The organism is Bifidobacterium pluvialisilvae (genome assembly GCF_019331695.1).
Lineage (GTDB): Bacteria > Actinomycetota > Actinomycetes > Actinomycetales > Bifidobacteriaceae > Galliscardovia > Galliscardovia pluvialisilvae.
In genome coordinates, this window is record NZ_JAHBBI010000011.1 from 1 (window position 1) to 22,534 (window position 22,534).

18 protein-coding genes and 1 tRNA gene are annotated in these 22,534 nt (G+C 63.2%); 5 read left to right on the plus strand and 14 right to left on the minus strand.

Going from position 1 to position 22,534, the window contains the following annotated elements; all coding sequences use genetic code 11:
- Positions 1-1,352 (plus strand): PucR family transcriptional regulator (locus tag KIH77_RS08925; protein WP_219101110.1); only part of this gene is annotated, 1,352 nt, incomplete at its 5' end.
- Positions 1,353-2,052: 700 nt separating this feature from the next.
- Here KIH77_RS08925 and rplA read toward each other — a convergent pair.
- The 9 genes from rplA to rhmD all read right to left on the minus strand — a co-directional run bounded on the left by rplA (position 2,053) and on the right by rhmD (position 11,073).
- A complete protein-coding gene (rplA, locus tag KIH77_RS08930) occupies positions 2,053-2,745 on the minus strand; it encodes a 50S ribosomal protein L1 (protein WP_219101112.1) in 693 nt (230 codons plus the stop codon).
- A gap of 14 nt (positions 2,746-2,759) precedes the next feature.
- Complete coding sequence (gene rplK / locus KIH77_RS08935; protein ID WP_100510598.1) at positions 2,760-3,191, minus strand: 50S ribosomal protein L11; 432 nt, start codon at positions 3,189-3,191, stop codon at positions 2,760-2,762.
- 1,287 nt (positions 3,192-4,478) lie between these two features.
- Complete coding sequence (gene nusG / locus KIH77_RS08940) at positions 4,479-5,420, minus strand: transcription termination/antitermination protein NusG (RefSeq protein ID WP_219101114.1); 942 nt, start codon at positions 5,418-5,420, stop codon at positions 4,479-4,481.
- A 79-nt stretch (positions 5,421-5,499) separates the two neighbouring features.
- On the minus strand, positions 5,500-5,730 hold the full coding sequence (gene secE, locus KIH77_RS08945) for a preprotein translocase subunit SecE (RefSeq protein WP_219101116.1): 231 nt from the start codon (positions 5,728-5,730) through the stop codon (positions 5,500-5,502).
- Between the two features lie 44 nt (positions 5,731-5,774).
- Positions 5,775-5,847: transfer RNA gene (locus KIH77_RS08950), tRNA-Trp, on the minus strand.
- 480 nt (positions 5,848-6,327) lie between these two features.
- A complete protein-coding gene (locus KIH77_RS08955) occupies positions 6,328-7,545 on the minus strand; it encodes a pyridoxal phosphate-dependent aminotransferase (protein WP_219101118.1) in 1,218 nt (405 codons plus the stop codon).
- A 227-nt stretch (positions 7,546-7,772) separates the two neighbouring features.
- A complete protein-coding gene (locus tag KIH77_RS08960; protein ID WP_219101120.1) occupies positions 7,773-8,567 on the minus strand; it encodes an IclR family transcriptional regulator in 795 nt (264 codons plus the stop codon).
- A gap of 343 nt (positions 8,568-8,910) precedes the next feature.
- On the minus strand, positions 8,911-9,678 hold the full coding sequence (locus tag KIH77_RS08965) for an aldolase/citrate lyase family protein (protein WP_219101122.1): 768 nt from the start codon (positions 9,676-9,678) through the stop codon (positions 8,911-8,913).
- 168 nt (positions 9,679-9,846) lie between these two features.
- Positions 9,847-11,073 (minus strand): L-rhamnonate dehydratase, encoded by a 1,227-nt coding sequence (gene rhmD / locus KIH77_RS08970; protein WP_219101124.1) that lies wholly within the window; start codon positions 11,071-11,073, stop codon positions 9,847-9,849.
- A gap of 380 nt (positions 11,074-11,453) precedes the next feature.
- On the opposite strand from rhmD, the gene KIH77_RS08975 reads away from it, so the two are divergent.
- From KIH77_RS08975 to KIH77_RS08990, 4 genes are all read left to right on the plus strand, one after another.
- Complete coding sequence (locus KIH77_RS08975; protein ID WP_219101126.1) at positions 11,454-12,407, plus strand: EamA family transporter; 954 nt, start codon at positions 11,454-11,456, stop codon at positions 12,405-12,407.
- Between the two features lie 146 nt (positions 12,408-12,553).
- Positions 12,554-13,525, plus strand: a complete 972-nt coding sequence (locus tag KIH77_RS08980; RefSeq protein WP_219101128.1) for an amidohydrolase family protein — start codon at positions 12,554-12,556, stop codon at positions 13,523-13,525.
- Between the two features lie 155 nt (positions 13,526-13,680).
- Positions 13,681-14,640 carry an AEC family transporter gene (locus KIH77_RS08985; protein WP_236024601.1) on the plus strand — a complete coding sequence of 320 codons (960 nt, stop codon included), beginning with the start codon at positions 13,681-13,683 and terminating at the stop codon, positions 14,638-14,640.
- A 183-nt stretch (positions 14,641-14,823) separates the two neighbouring features.
- The gene (locus tag KIH77_RS08990) at positions 14,824-15,621 is read left to right on the plus strand and encodes an SDR family NAD(P)-dependent oxidoreductase (protein ID WP_219101130.1); all 798 of its coding nucleotides are present in this window, start codon (positions 14,824-14,826) and stop codon (positions 15,619-15,621) included.
- 351 nt (positions 15,622-15,972) lie between these two features.
- Here the strand turns inward: KIH77_RS08990 and KIH77_RS08995 are convergent, their stop codons facing one another.
- The 5 genes from KIH77_RS08995 to rplU all read right to left on the minus strand — a co-directional run bounded on the left by KIH77_RS08995 (position 15,973) and on the right by rplU (position 22,487).
- Positions 15,973-17,349, minus strand: a complete 1,377-nt coding sequence (locus KIH77_RS08995; protein ID WP_219101132.1) for an MFS transporter — start codon at positions 17,347-17,349, stop codon at positions 15,973-15,975.
- A gap of 428 nt (positions 17,350-17,777) precedes the next feature.
- A complete protein-coding gene (gene proB / locus KIH77_RS09000) occupies positions 17,778-18,911 on the minus strand; it encodes a glutamate 5-kinase (protein WP_219101134.1) in 1,134 nt (377 codons plus the stop codon).
- Between the two features lie 1,082 nt (positions 18,912-19,993).
- On the minus strand, positions 19,994-21,691 hold the full coding sequence (obgE, locus tag KIH77_RS09005) for a GTPase ObgE (RefSeq protein ID WP_219101136.1): 1,698 nt from the start codon (positions 21,689-21,691) through the stop codon (positions 19,994-19,996).
- A 186-nt stretch (positions 21,692-21,877) separates the two neighbouring features.
- The gene (gene rpmA / locus KIH77_RS09010; RefSeq protein ID WP_219101138.1) at positions 21,878-22,129 is read right to left on the minus strand and encodes a 50S ribosomal protein L27; all 252 of its coding nucleotides are present in this window, start codon (positions 22,127-22,129) and stop codon (positions 21,878-21,880) included.
- Between the two features lie 49 nt (positions 22,130-22,178).
- Positions 22,179-22,487, minus strand: a complete 309-nt coding sequence (rplU, locus tag KIH77_RS09015; RefSeq protein WP_219101140.1) for a 50S ribosomal protein L21 — start codon at positions 22,485-22,487, stop codon at positions 22,179-22,181.
- Between the last annotated feature and the right edge of the window lie 47 nt (positions 22,488-22,534).

Genomic DNA, 22,534 nt, shown 5'->3' on the forward strand with positions numbered 1-22,534 from the left:
CTCCCAAGCCCTCCCCCACAGCCTCCGCCATCACACCGCGCCGCTCCCCCACATCCGACCAGATCGCCACCGACGTGCGGCGAATCACCGAACGCGAGCCGGACGTGGCCGAGGAGGCGCAGGCGCTCGCCGAACGGTTCCGTCTACGGCAGCCGCGCATCGACACGCACCCCGACCTGCCGCCGGTCATCCGCCAGATCGTGCTCACCGCGCAGGACAAGATGAACGCCGACGTCGCCTGGTACCGCGAGCTGACCCCGGACGACAAGACCCAGCTGAACATCGTGGCCGAAACGGCCGTCGCGAACTTCGTCCACTGGTACGAGGCCGTCAAGGACATCATCCTCGATCCGAACGTTCCCGCGCAGGATCTGCCGCGACCGAACACCGATGAGATCTTCTTCGTGGCACCGTTGGAGTTCACCAAATCGATCTCGCTCAACCAGGTCGTGGAACTGACGCGATTCATCGTGGACCAGATGGAGGCGAACGTCTCACGGTTCGCCGAACCGGGCAAGGAACAGGCCACGTCGGGCGCGATGCTCTACTATTCGCGCGAGGTCGCGTTTTCGGCGGCGAACGTGTATGCGTCGAGCGCGCAGGCCCGCGGCGACTGGGACGCCCGGCTCGAGGCCCTCACCATCGCCGACCTGCTCGACGGCACGACCAGCCATCAGGTGGCGTCGCGCCTGAATCTGCTGGGGTGGCGGAGCGAATTCGCATGCTTCGCCATCGTTGGACTGCTCGCGCATACCGGCGACATCAGTCTGGCCCTGGCGCACCGTCATGTCCGCGAAGCCGTGCGCACGCTCGGCGGGCAATGCCTTATCAGCGAGCATGACGGTCTGACGGTCATGCTCATCGACCCGGGCAACGGCATGGAACCCGACGACTTCGTGCAGGCGTTGCTGCCGTTGTTCGACGATTCGGCGGTGTGCGTCGGCCCGGTGAAGGATGGGCTCGCCGGCGCGTCGTATACGATGCGGGCGGCGACGCGCAGCCGTAAGGCGTCGAAATGCCTGGCGAACGTGCCGCGGCCGATGCGCGCCGACGACGTACTGCCGGAACGCGCGCTGCTCGGCGACGACGACGCCCGACGCGAACTCTACGACAACGTGTACCGTGTGCTGCGCGGCGACGACGAGCACAATCCGCTGCTGCTCACGCTGTCGACGTTCCTCAGATCGGGAAATTCGCTGGATATGACGGCGCGCGAACTCAACGTGCATCCGAACACGGTGCGTTACCGGTTGAAACGGTCGGTGGAGGTGACCGGTTGGGATCCGATGAATCCCCGAGAGGCGTACGTGCTGCTCACCGCCATCAAGATCGGCATGATGCTGGAGGGGTAGGGGCACGACGGCCGGACGGGACCAGGGCGGGCCGTACGGTTCCCAACCATCCATCCCACCACCTGCGCAACGGATGGGAACCAAAGGCAACGTCCGGTTCCCATCGGTTGAGGCCACACGACCGTCGGGAACCAAAACAGCCGCCCGGTTCCCATCCGTCATCACCACACAACGAACAGGAACGACGGCGGGCTTTCGGTTCCCATTCGTCATCCTCATTACAACGGACAGGAACCGAAAGCGGCGTCTGGTTCCCATCGGTTGAGACCATACGACCGTTGGGAACCGAAAGCGGCGTCTGGTTCCCATCCGTTGGCACGCACAAAACCGATGGGAACCAACGTCGTTCCCTCGGTTCCCATCGGTCATCACCACACAACGAACAGGAACCGAGGAAGACGCACGGTTCCTGTTCGTCGTACAGCACGTCGCGCCGCCCATATACATACGCATATACATACACACATACGAAAGACCCCGGGAGTCTTGCGACTGCCGGGGTCTTCGTGTTGCAATCTTTAGCTTATTAAAGCCGGAGCGGAATCAGCGTATTCATGAATACGCATATGACGATTCATGAATACGCGATTCCACCGTTATCGAGTTATCGAATCACTGAACTGAATCATCGAATCGAATCACCGAACTATCGAGTTCTTCGATTCGAGATTCGAAATCCGCGATTCGCGATTCAGATGAATCAGGCGAGCAGGGCCGGATCGACCGGGACGCCGGGGTTCATCGTGGAGGTGATCGTGGCCTTCGTGATGTAGCGGCCCTTCACCGTGGACGGCTTGAGGCGCTTGATTTCGTCGGCGACGGCCTTGAAGTTCTCGTCGAGGGCGGACTCGTCGAAGGACAGCTTGCCGATGAGGAAGCTCAGGTTGCCGTGCTTGTCGACACGGAACTCGATCTTACCGGCCTTGATGTCCTTGACGGCCTTGGTGACGTCCATGGTCACGGTGCCGGTCTTCGGGTTCGGCATGAGGCCACGGGGACCGAGGACGCGGCCGAGACGACCGACCTTGCCCATCATGTCCGGAGTGGCGACCACGGCGTCGAAGTCGAGGAAGCCGCCCTGCACCTTGGCGATCAGGTCGTCGTCACCGACGATGTCGGCGCCGGCTTCGGTGGCTTCGGTGGCCTTCGGGCCGCGGGCGAACACGGCGACCTTGACGGTCTTGCCGGTGCCGTGGGGAAGGTTGACGGTGCCACGGACCAGCTGGTCGGCCTTGCGCGGGTCGACGTTCAGACGGTACACGGCCTCGACGGTCTGGTCGAAGTTGTAGGCCGGCATGCTCTTGAGCAGGGCGATGGCCTCGTTGGCGGTGTACAGGTTGGTGCGGTCGATCTTCTCAGCGGCTTCGCGGTACTTCTTGGAACGCTTTACCATGTGTCCTTCTCCTCTCAGTCCTCAACCGTGATGCCCATGGAGCGAGCGGTGCCGGCGATGATCTTCATGCCGGCCTCGATGTCGCGGGCGGACAGATCGGCCATCTTGATCTCAGCGATCTCGCGAACCTGAGCCTTGGTGACGGAACCGACCTTGTGGGTCAGCGGGTTGTCGGTGCCCTTGTCGATGCCGGCGGCCTTCTTCAGCAGAGCCGCGGCCGGCGGGGTCTTCAGGATGAAGGTGAAGGAACGGTCTTCGTAGACGGTGATCTCGACAGGGATGACCTGACCCATCTTGTCCTGCGTCTGGGCATTGTATGCCTTGCAGAAGTCCATGATGTTCACGCCGTGGGAACCCAGGGCCGGGCCCAGCGGCGGGGCCGGGTTGGCCTTGCCAGCCTGAATCTGGAGCTTGATCAGCGCCGAGACTTTCTTCTTAGGAGCCATTATATGGTTCTTCTTTCTGTGAAGCGGTGATGACGGCGAACGCCGCGCCTGCCGCTGACCGACATGGTTGCCGACATGCCAGCGGCCCGACTGCGGAGAACTCCTCCCGCAACGTATATTGCTATGTGCTGTGCTAGCGGGTGTCCAGGCGGTTCTGTGGGCCTGCCGTTTCCGGCTCGGCACCACGGTTCGTCCGAACGGAATCCCTCCAGACACAAGCTTTCCTATTATGCCGACGACATTGGACAAGACAATGGGCGGGACACGCGCGGTGGCGGATGGTGCCCAATCCGTCCGCTTATGGGTTTGTGGGTCTGGCCATCTGCCTATCGGATGTCGGGTTTGTGGTTCCCATCTGTCCGATAGTGGATTCGTGGGTCTGGCTTGTCTGTCTGATGTCGGATTTGTGGGTCTGGCATGTCTGTCTGATGCCGATTTTGTGGGTCCAGCCCGTCGGAGATTCGGATTTGTGGGTCCAGACCATTCAATAACCGTGGGTCAAGTCGTTCATCTACGGGTTTGTGGGTCTACGACATACACGAACAGCCTGAAATCACGCCGCTCACGATATCTTTTACCCACTTTTGATTTTTCGCGATGGATTAGACCCACAAAACGAAGAAGACTCCCGTTTATGCAGGAGTCCGAACGTTCTCAACCGCTGGAATTCGCTGATGCGCACGACTTCAAGACGTGGGAGACGCCGTTCTGTCATCCTTAACGAGCAGCCTCCCGTCATCCTGAGAGGAGGGCGGAAAACGCAGTCGAAGAATCTTTGGTGCTCCCAAGATCCTTCGACTCGCTTCGCTCGCTCAGGATGACAAAGGGCACCACACAACCCCCGCTCGACGCAAGAGCCGTTCCCATAGTCAGTCCCAGGAGTTCGATGATGCATGCGAGTTCAAGACGCAGAGAATGAAGGCCATAGAAACAAAGAGGTCCCTCTGCATCAGCAGAAGGACCCGAAACGATCTCAGCCCCTGAAATTCGATGATGCGTGTGTCATCAAGGCGCGGGAAGTGAAGGCGCACGAAACCAGAAAATCCTCCCGCAACGGCAGGAGGATTCCCATACTCAGCCCCTGAAATTCGATGATGCGTGCGGCTTCAAGGCGTGGAAGACGAAGACGTACGAAGGTACGTCGAGTCTTCCACAACGTGGAAGACGCTCCATCATCGGATTTCAGCTGGAATCACAGAACGCGTGTGTCATCAAGACGCAGAGAACGAAGGCGTACAAAAGTACGTCGAGTTCTCTGCAACGCAGATGACACTCCGTTCTGTGATTTCAGTCGATTTTCTCGACTTGGTCGAAGTTAAGCTCCACCGGCGTGTCGCGGCCGAAGATGGACACGAGAACGGTGAGCTTCTGCGTGGCCGGGGAGACTTCGGAGATGACGGCGGACATGGAGGCGAAGGGGCCGTCGTTGACGGTGACGGATTCGCCGACCTTGAAGGAGACCTCGACGGTGCGCTTCTTGGCGGCGGCGGGCTTGTCGCCGGCGGCCTTGAGGGCTTCGGAGGCGATCATGGGGGCCATCATCTGGACGACTTCCTTGCGCGTGAGCGGGGCCGGGTCCTTGGTGGGGCCGACGAAGCCGGTGACGGCTTCGGTTTCGCGGACGATGCGGCGGGCTTCCTCGTCGGCGGTCATGCGGATGAGCACGTAGCCGGGGATGCGGACGCGGGTGACGATCTTCTTGCCCTTGTCGGTGTGCTTTTCGACTTCCTCCATGGGGACTTCGACCTGGAAGATCTGGTCTTCGAGGCCGAAGGAGGAGACGCGGGATTCGACGTTGGTCTTGACGCGCTTTTCGTAGCCGGAATAGGTGTGGAGGACGTACCACTTGCCGGGGAGGCCACGGAGCTTCTTGGAGAAGTCCTTGACGGCCTGCTCGCCGGGGTCGAGTTCCTCGTCTTCGGCGGGCTTGTCGGCGTCGGCACCGGCTTCGGCGTCAGTATCGGCCTCAGCGTCGGCCGGGGCGGCGGCCTCATCGGCCGTCTCGTCGGTTTCGGCCGTCTCGTCGGCGGCCGTAGCAGCCTCGGACTCGGCATCCTCGGCTTCGACGTCGTCGGCGGAGGAATCAGCAGCCGGTTCGGCGGCTTCAGCGACGGTGGCGTCCTCAGCCGGTTCGGCGGGCTCCTCGACCGTCTGCTCGACGGCTTCGGTCTCGGCCGGGGCCTCGGGGGCGACGGCCTCTTCGTTCACGTCATCACGTTCGTCAGTCATGTCAAGCATCCTTTACGCAAATACCATGCAAATCGTAGTTATTATACGGAAGTCGTCATGCATACGCTTACGGCGCGAATCAGCCGAACAGCCACATGACCAGCTTGCCCAGTCCGAAATCAAGGGCGGAGACGAACAGCATCAGGAAAATAACGAAGACGAACACGGCGATGGACCACATCAGCAGCTCTTTGCGAGTCGGGGTAACGGTCTTACGCAGTTCGTCGATAATCTGCTTAATGAACAGACCAATACGCATGAAAACATTCGGCTTCACCGTTTTTGCTTCAGCGCTTGATTTCTTGGCCATGATCATCCTCACTGGTTTTGGTGGAACCGTTTGTTCATCTCTAGCAGGGAAGGCGGGACTCGAACCCACAACCTACGGTTTTGGAGACCGTTGCGCTACCAATTGCGCCACTTCCCTAAGTAACCTTGCCTATCATACACACACATGCGAACATCGGTGTTAGGCAGACGGGAAAACCGCCAAGTGAAGATAATAGCGGTATTTGCCGATTCCGTCCAGTCGAGGGGCGAAGTCGGCGGGAAACGTTGGGAATCCGCGGCGAGTCGCAGTGCGGCGGGGCGGGGCCGATGCGGAATGCGGGGCCGGTACGGAGCCGATGCGAGACGGTGCGGCTCCGGCACGCCGCCAACCGCCGTCGCACAGCGAAAATACGAGTTGTGAGGCTTTGATTCCGTAGAATCGCGGAAGCCGGCTGCCACGACGTTGCATCAGGACTGGAATTGCAACGTTTTTGCATAAGTACGAGGCTTCGTCGGACGATGATTTGCCCGACGGAGCCTCACAACTCGCGATTTCACGATATGGGCGGCCGTTCCAGGCCGGTTCGGGCCGTTCCAAGCCGGAGCGAGCCCGCCCAGATCGGATTCGCCCGTCGAATCAGGCGGCGACCCAGTCCTGGAAGCGCTTCATGCCTTCGGCGAGCGCGTCGTCGGCGAGCGCGTAGGAGAAGCGCAGGTAGCCGGGGGCGCCGAACGCCTCGCCGGGCACGGCGGCGATGTGCGCCTCGTCGAGCAGCAGCGCGGCGAGGTCGGAGCTGGTGGCGGCCACGGAGCCGTTGGGGCCGAGCGGCTTGCCGAGCAGGGCCTCGACGTTGGGGAACGCGTAGAACGCGCCGGTGGGGGTCGGGCAGTCGACGCCGGGGATGGCGTTGAGGGCGGCGACGATGGCGCGGCGACGCTTGTCGAACGCCTCACGCATCGTGTGCACCTCGTCGAGCGGACCGGCGACGGCGGCGAGGGCGGCGCGCTGGGAGACGTTGGCCACGTTGGAGGTCATGTGGCCGGAGAGCTTGGCGATGGCCTTGGCCACGGGGTCGGGGGCGATGGCCCAGCCGACGCGCCAGCCGGTCATGGCGTAGGTCTTGGCCACGCCGTTGAGCACGATGAGCTGGTTGCGCACCTCGGGCAGCACGGCGCCGACGTAGGAGGTCTTGGCGCCGTCGTAGTTGAGGTGTTCGTAGATTTCGTCGGAGATGACCCACAGGTGGTTGGCGACGGCCCACTCGCCGATGGCGCGCACGGTCTCCTCGGGCCAGACGGCGCCGGTGGGGTTGGACGGCGAGTTGAGCACGATGGCCTTGGTGCGCTCGGTGCGGGCGGCTTCGAGCTGGGCCACGGTGGGGGTGAAGTTCTGGTCGGAGCCGGAGAACACCTCGACGGGCTTGCCGCCGGCGAGTTTGACGACTTCGGTGTAGGACGTCCAGAACGGTGCGGGGATGATGACCTCGTCGCCATCGTTGATGAGCACCTGGAACGTTTCGAAGACGGCCTGCTTGCCGCCGTTGGTGACGACCACCTGGTCCGGGCTCACCTCGTAGCCGGAGTCGCGCAGGGTCTTCTCGGCGATGGCCTTGCGCAGTTCGGGCAAGCCGGCGGTGGGCGTGTAGCGGTGGTTCTTGGGGTCGCGGCATGCGGCCGCGGCCACGTCGACGATGTAGTCGGGGGTTGGGAAGTTCGGCTCGCCTGCGCCGAATCCGATCACGTCCACGCCCGCCGCCTTGAGGGCCTTGGCCTTGCCATCCACGGCCAGCGTGGCGGAGGGGGAAACGGAATTGATTCGATCGCTCAGGGTCTGCCATGATTCGAGTTCAGCCATGGTTTCCAGCCTATAACCAGATGACGATGATTGGGAGGAGTGTCGCAGGGTTTTGTCGCAGCGACGTCGACGATGGCGACCGCGAGGGGAAGCAGCCCGTCCGAGATAACGACAAGGCCCCAATGATTCCGCGCAGGACGCGCGCGGATTCGACGCGATGGAGGATGAAGGCGTACGAAGGTACGTCGAATCCTCCATCGTGCCGAAGACGCGCCGCCTCCGCGGAATCATTCGACTTGGTCGTTGGCGGCGGTCTTGTATCCCAACTCCGCGCTGATGCGGCTGGCGGCGTCGACGACGACGGGGCCGAGTGCGCGCATGCGTTTGGGTGGCATGAATTGGATGGCGCCGGAGACGGATATGGCGGCGACGGTTTTGCCGCGGCCGTCTCGTACGGGGGCGGAGACGCAGCGAATGCCGGGTTCGTTTTCTTCGAGGTCGTAGGCGAAGCCTTGGCGCGCGAATTTGGCCATGGCGGCGGAGAAGGCGGATTCGTCGGCGTAGTCGTGTTCGGGGTCGCGTCCGGTGAGGTTGCGGTCCTGGATGTATTGGGAGCGCCAGCGGTCGGGTGAGTCGATGAGGAGTGCTTTGCCGATGCCGGTGTAGGTGAGGGGCATGCGGCAGCCGGGCCAGGATCGGATTTCGATGCCGCGGCTGCCGTGGATCTTGTCGAGGTAGAGGGCCATGCCGGAGTCTTCTACGGCGAGGTGGATGGTGTCTTTGGCGCGTTGGGCGAGGTCGAGGAGGATGGGGTGGGCGACGGCCTGCAATGACACGCTGTTGAGGGCCTGGAAGCCGAGTTCGATGAGTGCGGGGCCGAGCATGAGGCTGCCGTCGGAGTTTTCGCGCAGGAAGCGTTCGATGCGTAGGGCTTGGATGAGGCGGTGCGCGGTGCTGCGGCTGAGTCCGGTGTCGTCGGCGACGTCGCGCAGGCATGTGGCGCCGTTCGCTACGCTGCGAATGACCGCGATGCCGTGGATGAGTGTTCGCGTGCCGGATGGCGCGGATGTGTGTTCTTCCATGGGATTCAACCTTAGTCGGGGTTGGAATGTGGATATGCCGAGATGTGGATAAATGCGTATAGCCGCCGGATGGTGGTCAAGGCCATCGTCCGGCGGCTGTACGCGTCAGCAACAGAGAAGGAAGGGTAAGTATTGATGGGGCAGAGGGTCTGAGTATTGCGCTTGGTCCGGAACGATCTCTCCCCCAGTCAGCTCCGCTGACAGCCCCCTCGTCAGAGGGGGCCTGGAATCAGATGATTCCAGAGGCGGGATGCTCCAAGTATTGCGCTTGGCCCGCAATGGCCCCTCCCCCAATCAGCTCCGCTGACAGCCCCCCTCGTCAGAGGGGGCCTGGAATCAGAGATCAGACGTTCTTGAACGGCTTGATGCCTTCGGCGAGCGCGCGCACGTAGAGGTCGGTGTCGCCGGCGACGGCCACGAAGTTGGCGCCGCGGGCGAAGGCCTCCTTGGCGGTGGGCACGTCGAATGCGAGGAAGCCGACGGCCTTGCCGTGCGACTTGATGACGTCGAACGCGTGGTAGACCTGGTCCATGATGGCGGCGGGGTCGTCGGGGTGGCCGAGCGACGCGGAGAGGTCGGCGGGTCCGATGAAGATGCCGTCGACGCCTTCGACGGAGGCGATGTCGTCGATGTGGTCGAGGGCCTCCTGGGATTCGCACTGCAGCAGCAGGCAGATTTCGTTCTTGGCGTCGCGCATGTAGTTGGGAATGCGTCCCCAGCGGCCGGAGCGGGCGATGGGCGATCCGACGCCGCGGATGCCTTCGGGCGCGTAGTTGACGGCCTTGACCATGAGTTCGGCCTCTTCCTTGCTGTTGACCATGGGCAGCAGCAGCGTCTGGGCGCCGAGGTCGAGCACCTGCTTGATGAGCACGGGGTCGGCGGCGGCGGGGCGCACGACGGGTGTGGTGTCATAGGGGGCGACGGCGCGCAGCACGTCGAGGATGGTGGTGAGGTCGTAGGGGCCGTGCTCGCCGTCGACGAGCAGCCAGTCGTACCCGGCGTCGGCGGAGATCTCGGCGGCGGTGGGTGACGCCATGGCCATCCACAGACCATACTGCTCCTTGCCTTCCTTCAGGGCCTGCTTGAAAGCGTTGTGTGGTAATGATGTCATTGCGTATTCTCCAGTGTGCGTGCCGTAGCTCATCGGTCTCCTTGCCGGGGTCGGTGCGTGTGGTACGACGGAATGGTTGGGCGGCCGGAGGGATTGCCCCGTCCGGCCGCCGCTGATTGTTGTTGGCTATTCAGTTATAGGGCGACGACATGTCGCCTATGCCGCCGGTCAGTGCTCGAACGGACGCTCGAGCGGGCAGCTGCGGTTGAGTTCGACGCCGAAGCCGGGCTTGTCGAGTTCCTCGGCGGTGATGATGCCGTCGTGCGGAACCGGCTCGTCGAGCAGGACGGGGTCGAACTGCGGGCGGACGTGGTCGGCCTTCGGTGCGGTCATCAGCATTTCGCTGAACGGCGTGTTGGTGAAGGTGATCACGGCGTGGTGCGAGTAGACGGAGGAGCCGTGGGGCACCACGAGCTGGCCACGGGACTTGGCGATCGCGGCGATCTCGCACAGCGAGGTCACGCCGCCGCACCAGCCGACATCGGGCTGGAGGATGTCGACGCCGGCGTCGGAGAGCTCCTTGAAGCCTTCGAGGGTGCCGGTGTGCTCGCCGGTGGTCATGAGCATGCCCTTCGGCATGTTCTTCTTGAGTTCGCGGTAGGACTCGATCTGGTTCGGGGGGAAGCACTCCTCCATCCACTTGAGCTTGTACGGGGCGGCCGCGTGGGCGAGCTTGGTGGCGTAGTTGACGTCCTGGCTCATCCAGCAGTCGAACATCAGCCAGAACTTGTCGCCGACGCGTTCGCGCATGTCGGCGAGGGTGGCGATGTCCTTCTCGATGCCTTCGTCGCCGAACGCGGAGCTCCAGTGGGTCGGCAGCTTGCCGCCGATGAAGCCCATCTTCTGCGCGAGGTCCGGGCGGGCGCCGGTGGCGTAGAAGTGGATCTCGTCGCGCACGGCGCCGCCGAGCAGCTTGTAGACGGGGAGCTTGACGACCTTGCCGTAGAGGTCCCACAGCGCCAGGTCCACGCAGGAGATGGTGTTGATGACGACGCCGCCGCCACCGGAGTAGAAGAGCGTGGAGTTGAGCATCTGGTCGTGGATGAGCTTGATCTGGTCGACGCGCTTGCCCTCGACGAAGCGGCTCAGGTGGTGCTCGACGATGAAGCATCCGATGGTTCCGGCAGTGGAGATGGCGAAGCCGGTGGTGCCGTCGGAGGCTTCGACTTCAACGACCAGCGTGCCGAGCACGTTCAGGCCGAAGGACTGGCGGGACTGCTCGTACTCCTTGTACTTGGACATCGGCGTCGCGATATGGTTGTCGATCCAGTGGTCCTTGCCCTGATCGTGGTAATCGCCGCCGCCCTGGCCGTGAATCTTGGCTGCGGCGCCGCCCATGCTGTACGCACGGATGTGCGTGATCGTGGGCAGCTTCAATGCTGGTGCTAGTGCCATTGTTGCTCCCTCCGTGGTTGGAGTGTTATGTATGACCGTCACGCGTCCTCGCGTCCGTCCCGACGTTGTTGTCGGACCGGGTCGTTGTGACCTCGGCGATCTCAGTTACCGAATATAGACGCCTTGAACAGGCGTCCCACATACAGGGACGACGACTCACCATTCAGCCCAATGCAACAACCGGAAATCCCACATCGTGGGATACCGGTCCATGCGGCATATAGTGAGTTCCATCAGCGGATATGCAAATATTGGCAACGCTGGAAGATAACCGAAAAACCTTATAAAAGCTTGCGTTCGCAGCGTTGTGAACGCAACGGAAACGGCACCGAATCTGTCAAGATTAGGCAATGAAGCCGCGCAGTCAAAGGAGATCAGCAATGGAAGCTCCAGTCGAGAAGAAGGCCTCCGTCTGGGAGAAGCTGCGGTCCAAGAATCCTCTGCTCTTCGCAATCATTCTTGTGGTCATCGCAGGCTCCTGCAATTACGTGGGCACCGGATTCCTCACCCCGGCGTTCGACACCGTCGGCGGCGTGCAGGTGGCCTGGGTGCGTCTGAGCATCACGGCCGTCGTGCTGCTGCTGTGGCGCCAGCCCTGGAGGAAGAAGTGGACCAAGGAGCAGATCATCTGGCTCGTGCTCTTCGCCATCTCCATCGGCACCATGTACACCTCCTATAACATCAGCGTCGGCAACCTCGCCATGGGCATCGCCGTCCCGATCCAGTTCCTCGGTCCGGTCGCCATCGGCGCCATCACCGGCAAGAACTGGAAGCAGCGCTCCGCCATCATCGTGGCCGCCATCGGCGTCGCCATGCTCGCCGGACTCTCGCTCTCCGGCAACAAGTCCGACACCATCGTCGTCGGCCTGATCGCCTCCTTCGTCGCCGCCCTCGCATGGGCCGGCTACATCTTCTTCGGCAACAAGATGGCCCACAACGGCGCCCTCGACGCCCTGTCCCTGGCCATCACGCTCGCCGCCCTCGTGCTCGCGCCGTTCGTCGGCCCCACCGCCATCCGCCAGATGTCCGTCGACCCGGGCAACAGCATCTGGCGCATCGTGCAGTTCACCATCCTCGCCTCCGTCATCGCGGCCGTGCTCGACCAGATCATGCTCAAGACCATCGCGCCGAACGTGTTCTCCGTCCTCCAGGCCCTCTACCCGGTGATCTCCCTCATCATCGGCCTGTTCTTCGGACAGTTCCCGACCATCCTCGAGGTCGTCGGCCTGCTCATCGTCAGCGCCTCGATCGTACTGACGGCATTGAGCGGCGTACAGGACGAGAACGACGACGACAAGGCCCTGAAACAGGCCGAGGCCGCGCCGGCCAAGTAGACCGGCCACAACCCGTCGTGGGGTCCGGCGGGGCAACGCCCCCGGACCCCACGCCCCAACCACAACAGACCACGCAATCAACGACGATTCCAACAACAACCCGCCGAAGCCAACGACGACGGCGGACATCCAAAGGAGAATGACATATGACCCTCAACGAGGAATACACCGGCACCGCCCCCAGCCGCCTCTACACCATCGTGCCGCAGTCGGAGGAGAACGCCCGCAAGACGCGCACCATCATCGACGCCCACGTGCACATCATCCAGCCCGACCTGTTCTCCTGGTTCGACCCGGCCAAGAAGGGCATCACCTTCGAAGGCGACTGGACGCCGATCATCCACGCCTACCGTCCGAAGGACCTCGTCGCCGAGGCCGAAGGCAGCAACATCAAGGTCATCGGCGCCGTACACGTGCAGATGAACGCCGACGACCCGGTCGCCGAAGTGGCCGCCGTGCAGCGCATGAGCGAGGAGGACGGCCTGCCCGTCTCCATCGTCGGCGGCGGCGACCTCTCCTCCCCCGACTTCGAGGAGACCGTCGAAAAGGAGAAGGCCGCGTCCGACAACGTCCACGCCATCCGCCAGATCATCAACACCCACGTCGACCCGCTGTACAACTACGTGAACAAGGAATACATGGACGACCCGAACTGGCTGGCCGGCCTGCGCGTGCTCGCCAAGCACGGACTGGCGTTCGACCTCCAGCTCTACCCGACGCAGTACCGCCGCGCCCTCCAGGTCATCGACTCCAACCCCGACATCATGTTCATCATCAACCACGCGGGCATGTGGGCCGACCGCGACCTCGCCGGATTCCAGCTGTGGAAGAACGGCATCTACGAGTTCGGCAAGCGCGACAACGTGACGATGAAGATCTCCGGACTGGCATCCACCGACCACTACTGGACCATCGAAAGCTTCAAGCCGGCGATCTTCACCCTGCTCGACGCCTTCGGCATCGACAAGTGCATGTTCGCCTCGAACTTCCCCGTCGACAAGCTGCACGGCTCCTACGTCGACACCATCGGCGCGTTCATCCGCTCCACCGAGACCCTCAGCCAGGACGAGCAGAACAAGCTGTTCGTCGACAACGCGAAGAAGTACTACAAGTTCTAGGCTTCCCAACGTTCCGGGCGCCCGGTCGGGCCGCCGATCCCGGCGGCCGCGCCGGACGTCCCGCAGATCCGGAGATTCCCTTCGCGTTTTCACCCTTCCGCGCGGAGGGAATTTCCATGTCCGGACACGGCGGACATATCATCGACGACGTCATCATGCGGCAATATCAGGGGGGAATCATGGAACTCGCGTTGAAGACCGGCTCGCTGCTGCTCATCATCGTCGGCGCGTATCTGTTCAAACGCGCCGGACTGTTCAAGGAACGCGACTACAAGATCATGCAGGTGTTCGTCTTCAACGTCACACTGCCCGCGGCCGTCATCCACTCGTTCGCGCAGAACCGGCACGACATGAGCATGCTGTGGATCGTGCTGCTCGGCCTGCTCGGCGCACTCATCCCCCTGTTCGTCATATTCTTCGTCACGCGGCGCGAGACGGCCGAACACCGCACGTTCGAGATGCTCAACGCCACCACGTTCAACATCGGCAACTTCACGCTGCCCGTCGTCACCACGTTCATGGGGCCGGCCGCCGGCGTGCCCGTCGTCATGTTCGACATGGGCAACGCCGTCATGTGTTCGGCCGGGTCCTTGGTGTTCACCAAGGCGCTGCTCCACCTCGACGACGGCGACGGGCCGCGCCCAAGCGTGGGCAAGCGTCTCCATGCGGCGGCACGGAACTTCTACACGTCGGCCGCGTTCGACACGTACGTCGTCATGGTCATCCTGCTGCTCGCCGGCATATCGATCCCGCAGGGCGTCGTCACCGTGGTCGAGCCGTTCGCCAACGCCAACGCGTTCTGCTCCATGGCGATGGTCGGCATGATGATGGACGTTCCCGAACTCGCCGACGACCGCCGCGAGATGGCCAAAGTGCTCGCCTGGCGCCTCGTCATCGCCGTCGTCGGATCGCTCGCCGCCTGGTATCTGCTGCCCGTGGCGCAATCCGCACGCAAGATCGCCGTGATCTGCATGTTCGCACCCATCGCCGTGTTCGCCACCAAATTCACCGACATGACGCTCGGCAAGGCCAAGCTCGCCGGATTCTCACTGACCGTCTCCGCCGTGATATCGCTCATCGCCATGGCCGTGCTGTGCGCCGTACTGCCGGCATGAACGTGGCGCGGCAGGGCGGCGGTCACCGACGGATATCGTCATGGCAAAAACAGCAAGTTTCACATATAGGGACAATGCACCAATATTCTTATACTGTTACGTGAAACCGCTGCCCCGTAGGCTGTCGACGTCGGAATGCCCCGCAGCGGCGAAACACACGGCAATCATAGGAGATTCACCAACATGACCGCAAACACTTACGACTTCAACGGCAAAGTAGTCATCGTCACCGGAGGCGGCACCGGCATCGGCCGCGCCATCACCCGCGGATTCCTCGACAACGGCGCCACCGTCGTCGCGGTCGGCCTGCGACCCGCCCCCCTCGAAGAGACCGTCGCCGGCTACGAACACGGCCACACCCACATCACCGACGTCTCCAAGCACGACCAGGTGCACGAACTCGTCCAAAGCGTCGTCAAGGAATTCGGACACCTCGACGTCGTCGTATCCAACGCCGGCATCTTCGAAGGCGGCGAGATCGAACACGTCTCCGACGAAGTCTGGCACAAGCTCTTCTCCGTCAACATGGACGGACTCTTCTACCTCACCAAGGAAGCCCTCCCCTACCTCAAGGAAACCAAAGGCAACATCGTCGTCGACACCTCCGTCTCCGGCCTCTACGGCGACTGGGGCCAGACCGCCTACAACTCCACCAAGCACGCCATGAACGGCTTCGTCCGCTGCGTCGCCCTCGACTACGGCCAGTACGGCGTACGCATCAACGCGTTCGCCCCCGCCTTCATCGAAACCGACATCAACAAGGAGGTGTGGACCGACACCGAACGCCTCAAGCCGTACATCGAACGCGTCGCCCTCGGCCGCACCGGCAAGCCCGAGGACTGCGCCGACCTCGCCCTCTTCCTCGCCTCCCCCGGCGCCTCCTACCTCACCGGTCTCGTCGTGCCCGTCGACGGCGGAACCACCGCCGCAACCGGGCAGGGGCGGAATAACTACGAATCCGACACCCGCTCCGTGTTGTGATGTCGCGTAATGGAGCGTCCGCTGCGTTACCGATGACTCGACGTATGTCAATACGCCTTCGTCATCGGTGCCTTGCGGCCGCACGCATTACGCGACATCACCCGAGACCGTGGTGACGTGGACGTCTTCGGCGTTGCGGGAGACTCGACGTACCTTCGTACGCCTTCGTCTTCCGCGCCTTGAAGCCGCACGCGTCAATCAACCATCACCCGAGTATGAGGTGCATACATTGTCATCCTGAGCGGAGGCCGTAGGCCGGAGTCGAAGGATCTCACACCTCCTACTCTTCTACGGAGAGAGATCCTTCGACTCGCCCCGCCCGCTCAGGATGACGCAGAGACCCCCACCCGCTCAGGATGACACAGCCTCCGAAAGACCGAACCGCGCGCGCCCCTTTTCGGCGCGCAGCAGCACGACGAGGCCGCCGAACAGGCCGGACAGCGCGGCGACGGCGACGAACGCCCACAGCGCGATGGTGATGAGCCCGGGCACGAGCAGCGACGGCAGCACAAGCGACGCGAACGCGCACGGGATGCGGCCGATGCCGAGAATCAGACTCTGCGCCTCGGCGGAGACGGCCACGGGGAAGGTCTCCTGCGTCCACACCTTGGCGTTCATCTCACCGGCGAAGTTGCCGAAGAACTGGAACAGCACCACGGCGATGGCGGTGGACCACATGGTGCCACCCGCCGCCATGATGGCCATGGCCGCCACCTGCGCGGCCGCACCGACCCAGAACATGCGGTCGCGCCACGGGCCATCGACCGGCACACGACCGTACGCCATGCCGCCGAACACGCACATCACCGCGGAAACGATGCCGATGAACACGGCCTGCATCTGGCTGGCATGCTGCGAGACCAGCAGATACGTCTGGAACTGGTTGATGGTGTTTGCCATGAGATTCCACATCACATAGAACAGCGCGAGCACGGCGAACAGCAGCGCATAGCGACGGCCGGTGCGCGCGTCGATGGAACGCAGCACAGCGCCCATGCCCAGCGGACGGCCGGCCGATGCCGCGGCGGAATCCGCACCGTCCGCGTGCTCACACTCGCGCTCCGCCGCCTCACGATGCAGTCCGGCGATGCGCGGGTCGGCCACACGCCACACCGCCGTGAGCAGCGCCACCACGGCGAGCACGCCGAACACGATGCGCGCGCCGAGGAACCCGACCGGCGCCACAATCAGCGCCAGCACATACGGGCCGAGGATGCCGGCCGACCACAGCACCTGCGTACGGCTGACGAGATGCCCCTTGAGCGTCTCGTCGGGCACGTCGTGCGTGATCACGCTCAGCGACACCGGCAGGTCCATGCCCACGGCGAGCGCCGCCACACCGACGCCGACGGCCAGCACGGCGAAGCCGGGCGCGAGCGTGCAGGCCGCGAGCGCCGCGGCGCACAGGAACGCGTTGGCATTGAACAGCCGGACAAGGCCGATTCGTTGGGCGATGAATCCACCGCAGAACGAGCCTGCGGCGAACGCGAACGTCAGTATCGCGGAGACGGCGCCCACCTGCGCGGCGGACAGGCCGAGGCCGGTGCGCCACAGGGCCAGCGTGGAGCTCAATGCGAGGATGACGCCGGAGCCGAGGAACGAGCCGAGGCCAGCGGCCAGTCCCAACGTGCCGTAGACATGGGGATGATTCGTGTCGGTATGTTCGCCGCCGCCGACGACGGTATTGACGGCATCGGTGCTGTCGGCGTGCTTCTTCATGCCACTCATGGTGTGTGCTCCATACCCTCCGCATTCGTGAAATCAACGTGTAGTCGGAGTGTTTCCGACGGACCGAAGAACACGATAGGCGCAACAGGGACACCATCCCCACATTTGACATTTTTGCACAGCCCCGCCCTTCACCGTCATCCTGAGCGGAGGACAAAGCCTCGTTCCACCCCGCTGCGCATATGTGATACACCACCGGCACCGTCATCCTGAGCGAAGGACAAAGCCTCTCTCCTGTCATCCTGAGCGAAGGGCGCAGCCCCTCTCTCTCCTGTCATCCTGAGCGGAGGGCGTAGCCCGGAGTCGAAGGATCTTGCACCCCACCCAGTCCCAAGATCCTTCGACTCCGCCGCAAGCGGCTCCGCTCAGGATGACACGGTGGGGTGCCACGCCGTCCGCATGACACGGGGGGCACGCCCCTCCAGCCGCTACAGCAGCACCAGATCGTCGCGGTGGACGAGCGGGTGCGCGTATTCGGCGCCGAGCAGCTTGCGCAGCTGGGCGCTGGTGCGGCCGAGCGTGGCGGGGATCTCCTCGGAGTCGAAGCCGGAAAGGCCCTTGGCGAGCTTGTTGCCCTGCTCGTCGACGATGAGCACCGGATCGCCGGCGGAGAATTCGCCGGTCACGCCGACCACGCCGGCCGACAGCAGTGACGCGTGCCCGCCGCGCACGGCCTTGGCCGCGCCGGCGTCGGCGACGAGCGTGCCACGCGGGTCGGCGGCGAACCCGATCCACAGCCGTCGTGAGGTGCCACGTCGTTTGATGGGCGCGAACACGGTGCCGACGCGGTCGCCCATCAACGCCGGCCCGGCGTTCGTCGCCTTGGTCAATACGGACGGGATGCCGGAGACCGCGGCCACGCGCGCCGCCTCAAGCTTGGTGACCATGCCGCCGGTGCCCACGCCGGAGCCGGTGCCGCCGATGCGCACGTTCCCCAGCGTGTCGAGCACGTTCGGCACGTATTGAATCGCCCGCGCGCCCGGTTCCTTGGGCGGCGCGGTGTAGAGGCCGTCGACGTCGGTGAGCAGGATCAGCGCGTCGGCGCGCACGATGTTCGCCACGAGCGCCGAAAGACGGTCGTTGTCGCCGAACCGGATCTCGTTGCTGGCCAATGCGTCGTTCTCGTTGACGATGGGCACGACGCCGAGTTCGAGCAGCCGGTTCAGCGTACGCTGCACGTTGCGGTATTGCGTGGCCTGGATGGTGTCGCGCGCGGTAATCAATATCTGCCCGACCTTGAGCCCGTAGCGGGCGAACGCAGTCTCGTACTGGCTCATGAGCAGCCCCTGGCCCACGGACGCGGCCGCCTGCTGCGTGGCCACGTCGGTCGGCCGCGAGTCGAATCCGAGCGGTCCGAATCCGGCGGCGATGGCGCCGGAGGAGACGAGCACGATGCGCGCGTCCATGCGTACGGTCTGCGCGATGGCGGCGACGAGGCCGAACAGCCGTTCCGGGTCGAGATGCCCGGAACTGGATGTCAGCGAACTCGACCCCACCTTGACGACGATCGTACGCGCCTCGGCGATGGCGCGGCGGACTTCACTCTGCGATTGCGTGGACATGCTGCCTTCTTATCACAACGTCATCGACACCGGCAATCAATACCGCGATACGCACTACCGCAATACCGCACATATGCGATTGGCCGGACTACTTCCCCCGAGAATACCCCAGCCCCGGTTACGAATTCGGGTTTGCGGGCCAATCCGTTCATAAACGGGTTTGCGAGCCCACGTTCCTTACTTGGTTTGTGGGTCTATCCGTTCATTATCAGGTCTGTAGGTCCACGTTCATTACTGGATTCGTGGGTCTATCCGTTCATTACTGAGTTTGTGGGTCCGCGTTCATTATCGAATTTGTGGGTCTATCCGTTCATAACCAGGTTGTGGGTCCGACCGATTGGATTTGTGGGTCCGACCAATCAAATCCGTGGGTCTTTTCGATTGGTTTTGTGGGTCGAATCGTTCACGGCCTGGATTTGTGGGTCTACCCTATTCACCAACCGTGGGTCAATCCGTTCATAAACGGACTTGTGGGTCTACGACATACACGAGGAAGCCAAAAACCCCTTCCTCGCGAATCGTTAGACCCACTTCCCGTTTTTTGCGAACCGTTAGGCCCACTTTTCCATACTCGTGAACCATTAGACCCACAAATCCAATCCGTCCACCCGCTCCTCAGACGGTTCGATGGAACGACAGAAAGCATGGGACAGCAGAACATATGGGATAAGGACAGCAGCACGCATGGGGCAACAGGACAACGGGAAAACGTGACAACGGGGCAAGACGATGACGGGATTCGGGACGAAAAAGGGAGCCACGCGCATAGGCGTCGCTCCCTCTCACATCGTCAGCGCATATCAGCGAGCACCAACGCGCCCGCTCATATCAGCTCGCGTCAACATGCCAGCTCATATCAACCGACGCTCGCCGACGCACGCCAACGCCACATCAACGTGCACCAACGCACGCCGACACACGCCCACACGTCAGCTCATGCCAACGCACGTCAACACGCCAATGCACGCCAACATACGTCAATGCACGCCAGCCCATATCAACGTGCGCCGGCGCATGCTAGCTGACATCAGTTCACGCAAACGCACCAACGCCACGCCGACTCACGCCAGCCCACGCCAGCGTCACTTCTCGCCGTCGCCGTCGTCGTCGGACGAATTCTCGCCGATGCGGTCGATGAGGCTGGTGTGGTCATTGGGATCGTCAAGCACGGACGGATCGGCCCAGTGGCCGGCCTCGCGTTCGGCCTGCATGGCGGCGCGCACGGCGGCCTTCGCGTCCATCCACTCGTGGTATTCGCGACGACGCTGCGAGTTCGTACGACGACGCGAATGGCCTTCGCCGTCCTGCAGTCGCAGATCCTCGCCTCGGCTGGACTGCGGCGTGCCGTCGAGCATCTCCGCGCCGGCCGCGATGGTCGGATCCCAGTCGAACGAGACGGCGTTGTCGCCACGGCCGATGCGCACCTCGTCGCCGGGACGCGCGCCCTTCTTGCGCAGCGCATCCTCCACGCCCACCTTGGCGAGGCGGTCGGCCAGGTAGCCCACGGCCTCCTCGTTGTCGAAGTTGGTCTGACGCACCCAGCGTTCGGGCTTCTCGCCGGTGACGGTGAACCAGAAGTTGCCGTCGGCGTCCTGTTCGCGTTCGATGTCGAAATCGAATCCGAGGCCGACCTCGCCCCCGCGGCGGCGACGCCCCCTCGTCTCGAGCGGGCGGATGACGACGCGCTCCTCCTCTTCGGCCGCCTCCTGCGCCTGCACGCGCTCGCGCATCTCGTTCACGATGCTCATGAGCGCGAACGACAGCTCCTTCAGTCCCTCATGCGAGGCCGTGGAGACGATGAACGTCTTCAATCCCATCTCCTCGAATTCGGGGCGTACGAATTCGGCCAGCTCCTTGGCCTCCGGCACGTCGACCTTGTTGAGCACGATGATGCGCGGACGCTCCGCAATCGGGATGGCGCCGAGCGGCAGGTCGAGCTCGTCGGCGTAGATGGCCAGCTCCTTCTCCAACGCCTTGTAGTCGGACATCGGGTCGCGGTCCGGTTCGAGCGTGGCGCAGTCGATGACGTGGGCGATGACCTCGGTGCGTTCGATATGGCGGAGGAATTCGAGGCCGAGGCCCTTGCCCTGCGATGCGCCAGGGATGAGGCCGGGCACGTCGGCGATGGTGAACCGTCCGTCGCCGGCCATGACGACGCCGAGATTCGGCACGAGCGTGGTGAACGGATAGTCGGCGATCTTCGGCTTGGCGGCGCTCATGGCGGCGATCAGCGACGACTTGCCGGCGCTGGGGAAGCCGACGAGCGCGACGTCGGCGATGGACTTGAGTTCGAGCACGAGGTCGCGTTCCTCGCCGGGCTCGCCGAGCAGTGCGAAGCCGGGGGCGCGGCGGGCGCGGTTGGCCAGCGCCTTGTTGCCGAGGCCGCCGTTGCCGCCATGCGCGGCGACGAACCGGTCGCCGGCGTGACGCAGGTCGGCGAGCGGCTCGCCGGGCTGCTTCTGCTGGCCGGACTTGCCGACAGCGGTGAACACGATGGTGCCGACCGGCACCTTGAGTTCCAGGTCGCCGCCCTTGCGCCCGTCCTTGTAGTCGCCGAGGCCCTGCGTGCCGGAGTCGGCGGTGCGATGCGGCATGAAGCGCAGGTCGAGCAGGCTGGTGGCGTTGGGGTCGGCCACGAACACGACGGATCCGCCGTCACCGCCATTGCCGCCGTCCGGTCCGGCGAGCGGCTTGTATTTCTCACGGCGGATCGAGGCGGCGCCGTTCCCGCCGTCGCCGCCCTTGACGTGGACGGTCACGCGATCGACAAAATCACTCATAGAAAACCCTAACCTTGCTGATGTCACCGAGGATCGTTGGTCGTCATCGTCGAATCAGCGAATCGTTGATATACGAAAGCATTTGATATACGAAAGCATAATGAAAAAGCCGCCCCCATGGAATTATGGAATCCCAAGGGATGCGGCTGGAAGTCGAGAATTTCGACGAATCGACTGCCCGGAAAATCAGGCGGCGATGACGTCGACGACCTTGTGGTCACGACGGACACCGAACTTGACGGTGCCATCGGCCAGGGCGAACAGCGTGTGGTCCTTGCCCAGACCGACGTTGTGGCCGGCGTGGAAGTTGGTGCCGCGCTGGCGAACGATGATGTTGCCGGCGATGACGGCTTCGCCGCCGAACTTCTTCACACCGAGGTACTTCGGATTCGAATCGCGACCGTTGCGTGAGCTGGACGCACCCTTCTTATGTGCCATTGTTCTATTCCTTTCGGATTACTTGCTACGTCTAAAACTTAAGGGAAGTTCAGGCGATCGCGGTGATCTTCACCACGGTCAGCTTCTGGCGGTGGCCCTTGCGACGGGCGACACCGGTCTTGTTCTTGAACTTCTGGATGTTGATCTTCGGACCCTTGGCCTCGTCGTCAACGACTTCGCCCTTGACGGAGACGTTCGCCAGATCCTTGGCGGCGACGGTCACGTTGGCACCGTCGACGAGCAGAGCGACGGGGAACTCCACAGCGTCGCCCTTCTTGGCGTCAAGACGGTTGACGATGATTTCGTCGCCGACCTCGACCTTTTCCTGATGGCCACCGGCCTTCACAATCGCGTACATAGCCCTACCTTGCCTGTATTGAAAGCTAATTGTCGTCTAGCACGATT

Coding starts and splice junctions, on each gene's coding strand:
- rplU (WP_219101140.1), bottom strand. CDS start 22,487: ATGTACGCGATTGTGAAGGCCGGTGGCCATCAGGAAAAGGTCGAGGTC.
- KIH77_RS08985 (WP_236024601.1), top strand. CDS start 13,681: ATGCGGCAATATCAGGGGGGAATCATGGAACTCGCGTTGAAGACCGGC.
- KIH77_RS08965 (WP_219101122.1), bottom strand. CDS start 9,678: ATGACATCATTACCACACAACGCTTTCAAGCAGGCCCTGAAGGAAGGC.
- secE (WP_219101116.1), bottom strand. CDS start 5,730: ATGGCCAAGAAATCAAGCGCTGAAGCAAAAACGGTGAAGCCGAATGTT.
- obgE (WP_219101136.1), bottom strand. CDS start 21,691: ATGAGTGATTTTGTCGATCGCGTGACCGTCCACGTCAAGGGCGGCGAC.
- nusG (WP_219101114.1), bottom strand. CDS start 5,420: ATGACTGACGAACGTGATGACGTGAACGAAGAGGCCGTCGCCCCCGAG.
- KIH77_RS08955 (WP_219101118.1), bottom strand. CDS start 7,545: ATGGCTGAACTCGAATCATGGCAGACCCTGAGCGATCGAATCAATTCC.
- rplK (WP_100510598.1), bottom strand. CDS start 3,191: ATGGCTCCTAAGAAGAAAGTCTCGGCGCTGATCAAGCTCCAGATTCAG.
- KIH77_RS08980 (WP_219101128.1), top strand. CDS start 12,554: ATGACCCTCAACGAGGAATACACCGGCACCGCCCCCAGCCGCCTCTAC.
- KIH77_RS08960 (WP_219101120.1), bottom strand. CDS start 8,567: ATGGAAGAACACACATCCGCGCCATCCGGCACGCGAACACTCATCCAC.
- KIH77_RS08975 (WP_219101126.1), top strand. CDS start 11,454: ATGGAAGCTCCAGTCGAGAAGAAGGCCTCCGTCTGGGAGAAGCTGCGG.
- KIH77_RS08995 (WP_219101132.1), bottom strand. CDS start 17,349: ATGAGTGGCATGAAGAAGCACGCCGACAGCACCGATGCCGTCAATACC.
- rhmD (WP_219101124.1), bottom strand. CDS start 11,073: ATGGCACTAGCACCAGCATTGAAGCTGCCCACGATCACGCACATCCGT.
- proB (WP_219101134.1), bottom strand. CDS start 18,911: ATGTCCACGCAATCGCAGAGTGAAGTCCGCCGCGCCATCGCCGAGGCG.
- KIH77_RS08990 (WP_219101130.1), top strand. CDS start 14,824: ATGACCGCAAACACTTACGACTTCAACGGCAAAGTAGTCATCGTCACC.
- rplA (WP_219101112.1), bottom strand. CDS start 2,745: ATGGTAAAGCGTTCCAAGAAGTACCGCGAAGCCGCTGAGAAGATCGAC.
- rpmA (WP_219101138.1), bottom strand. CDS start 22,129: ATGGCACATAAGAAGGGTGCGTCCAGCTCACGCAACGGTCGCGATTCG.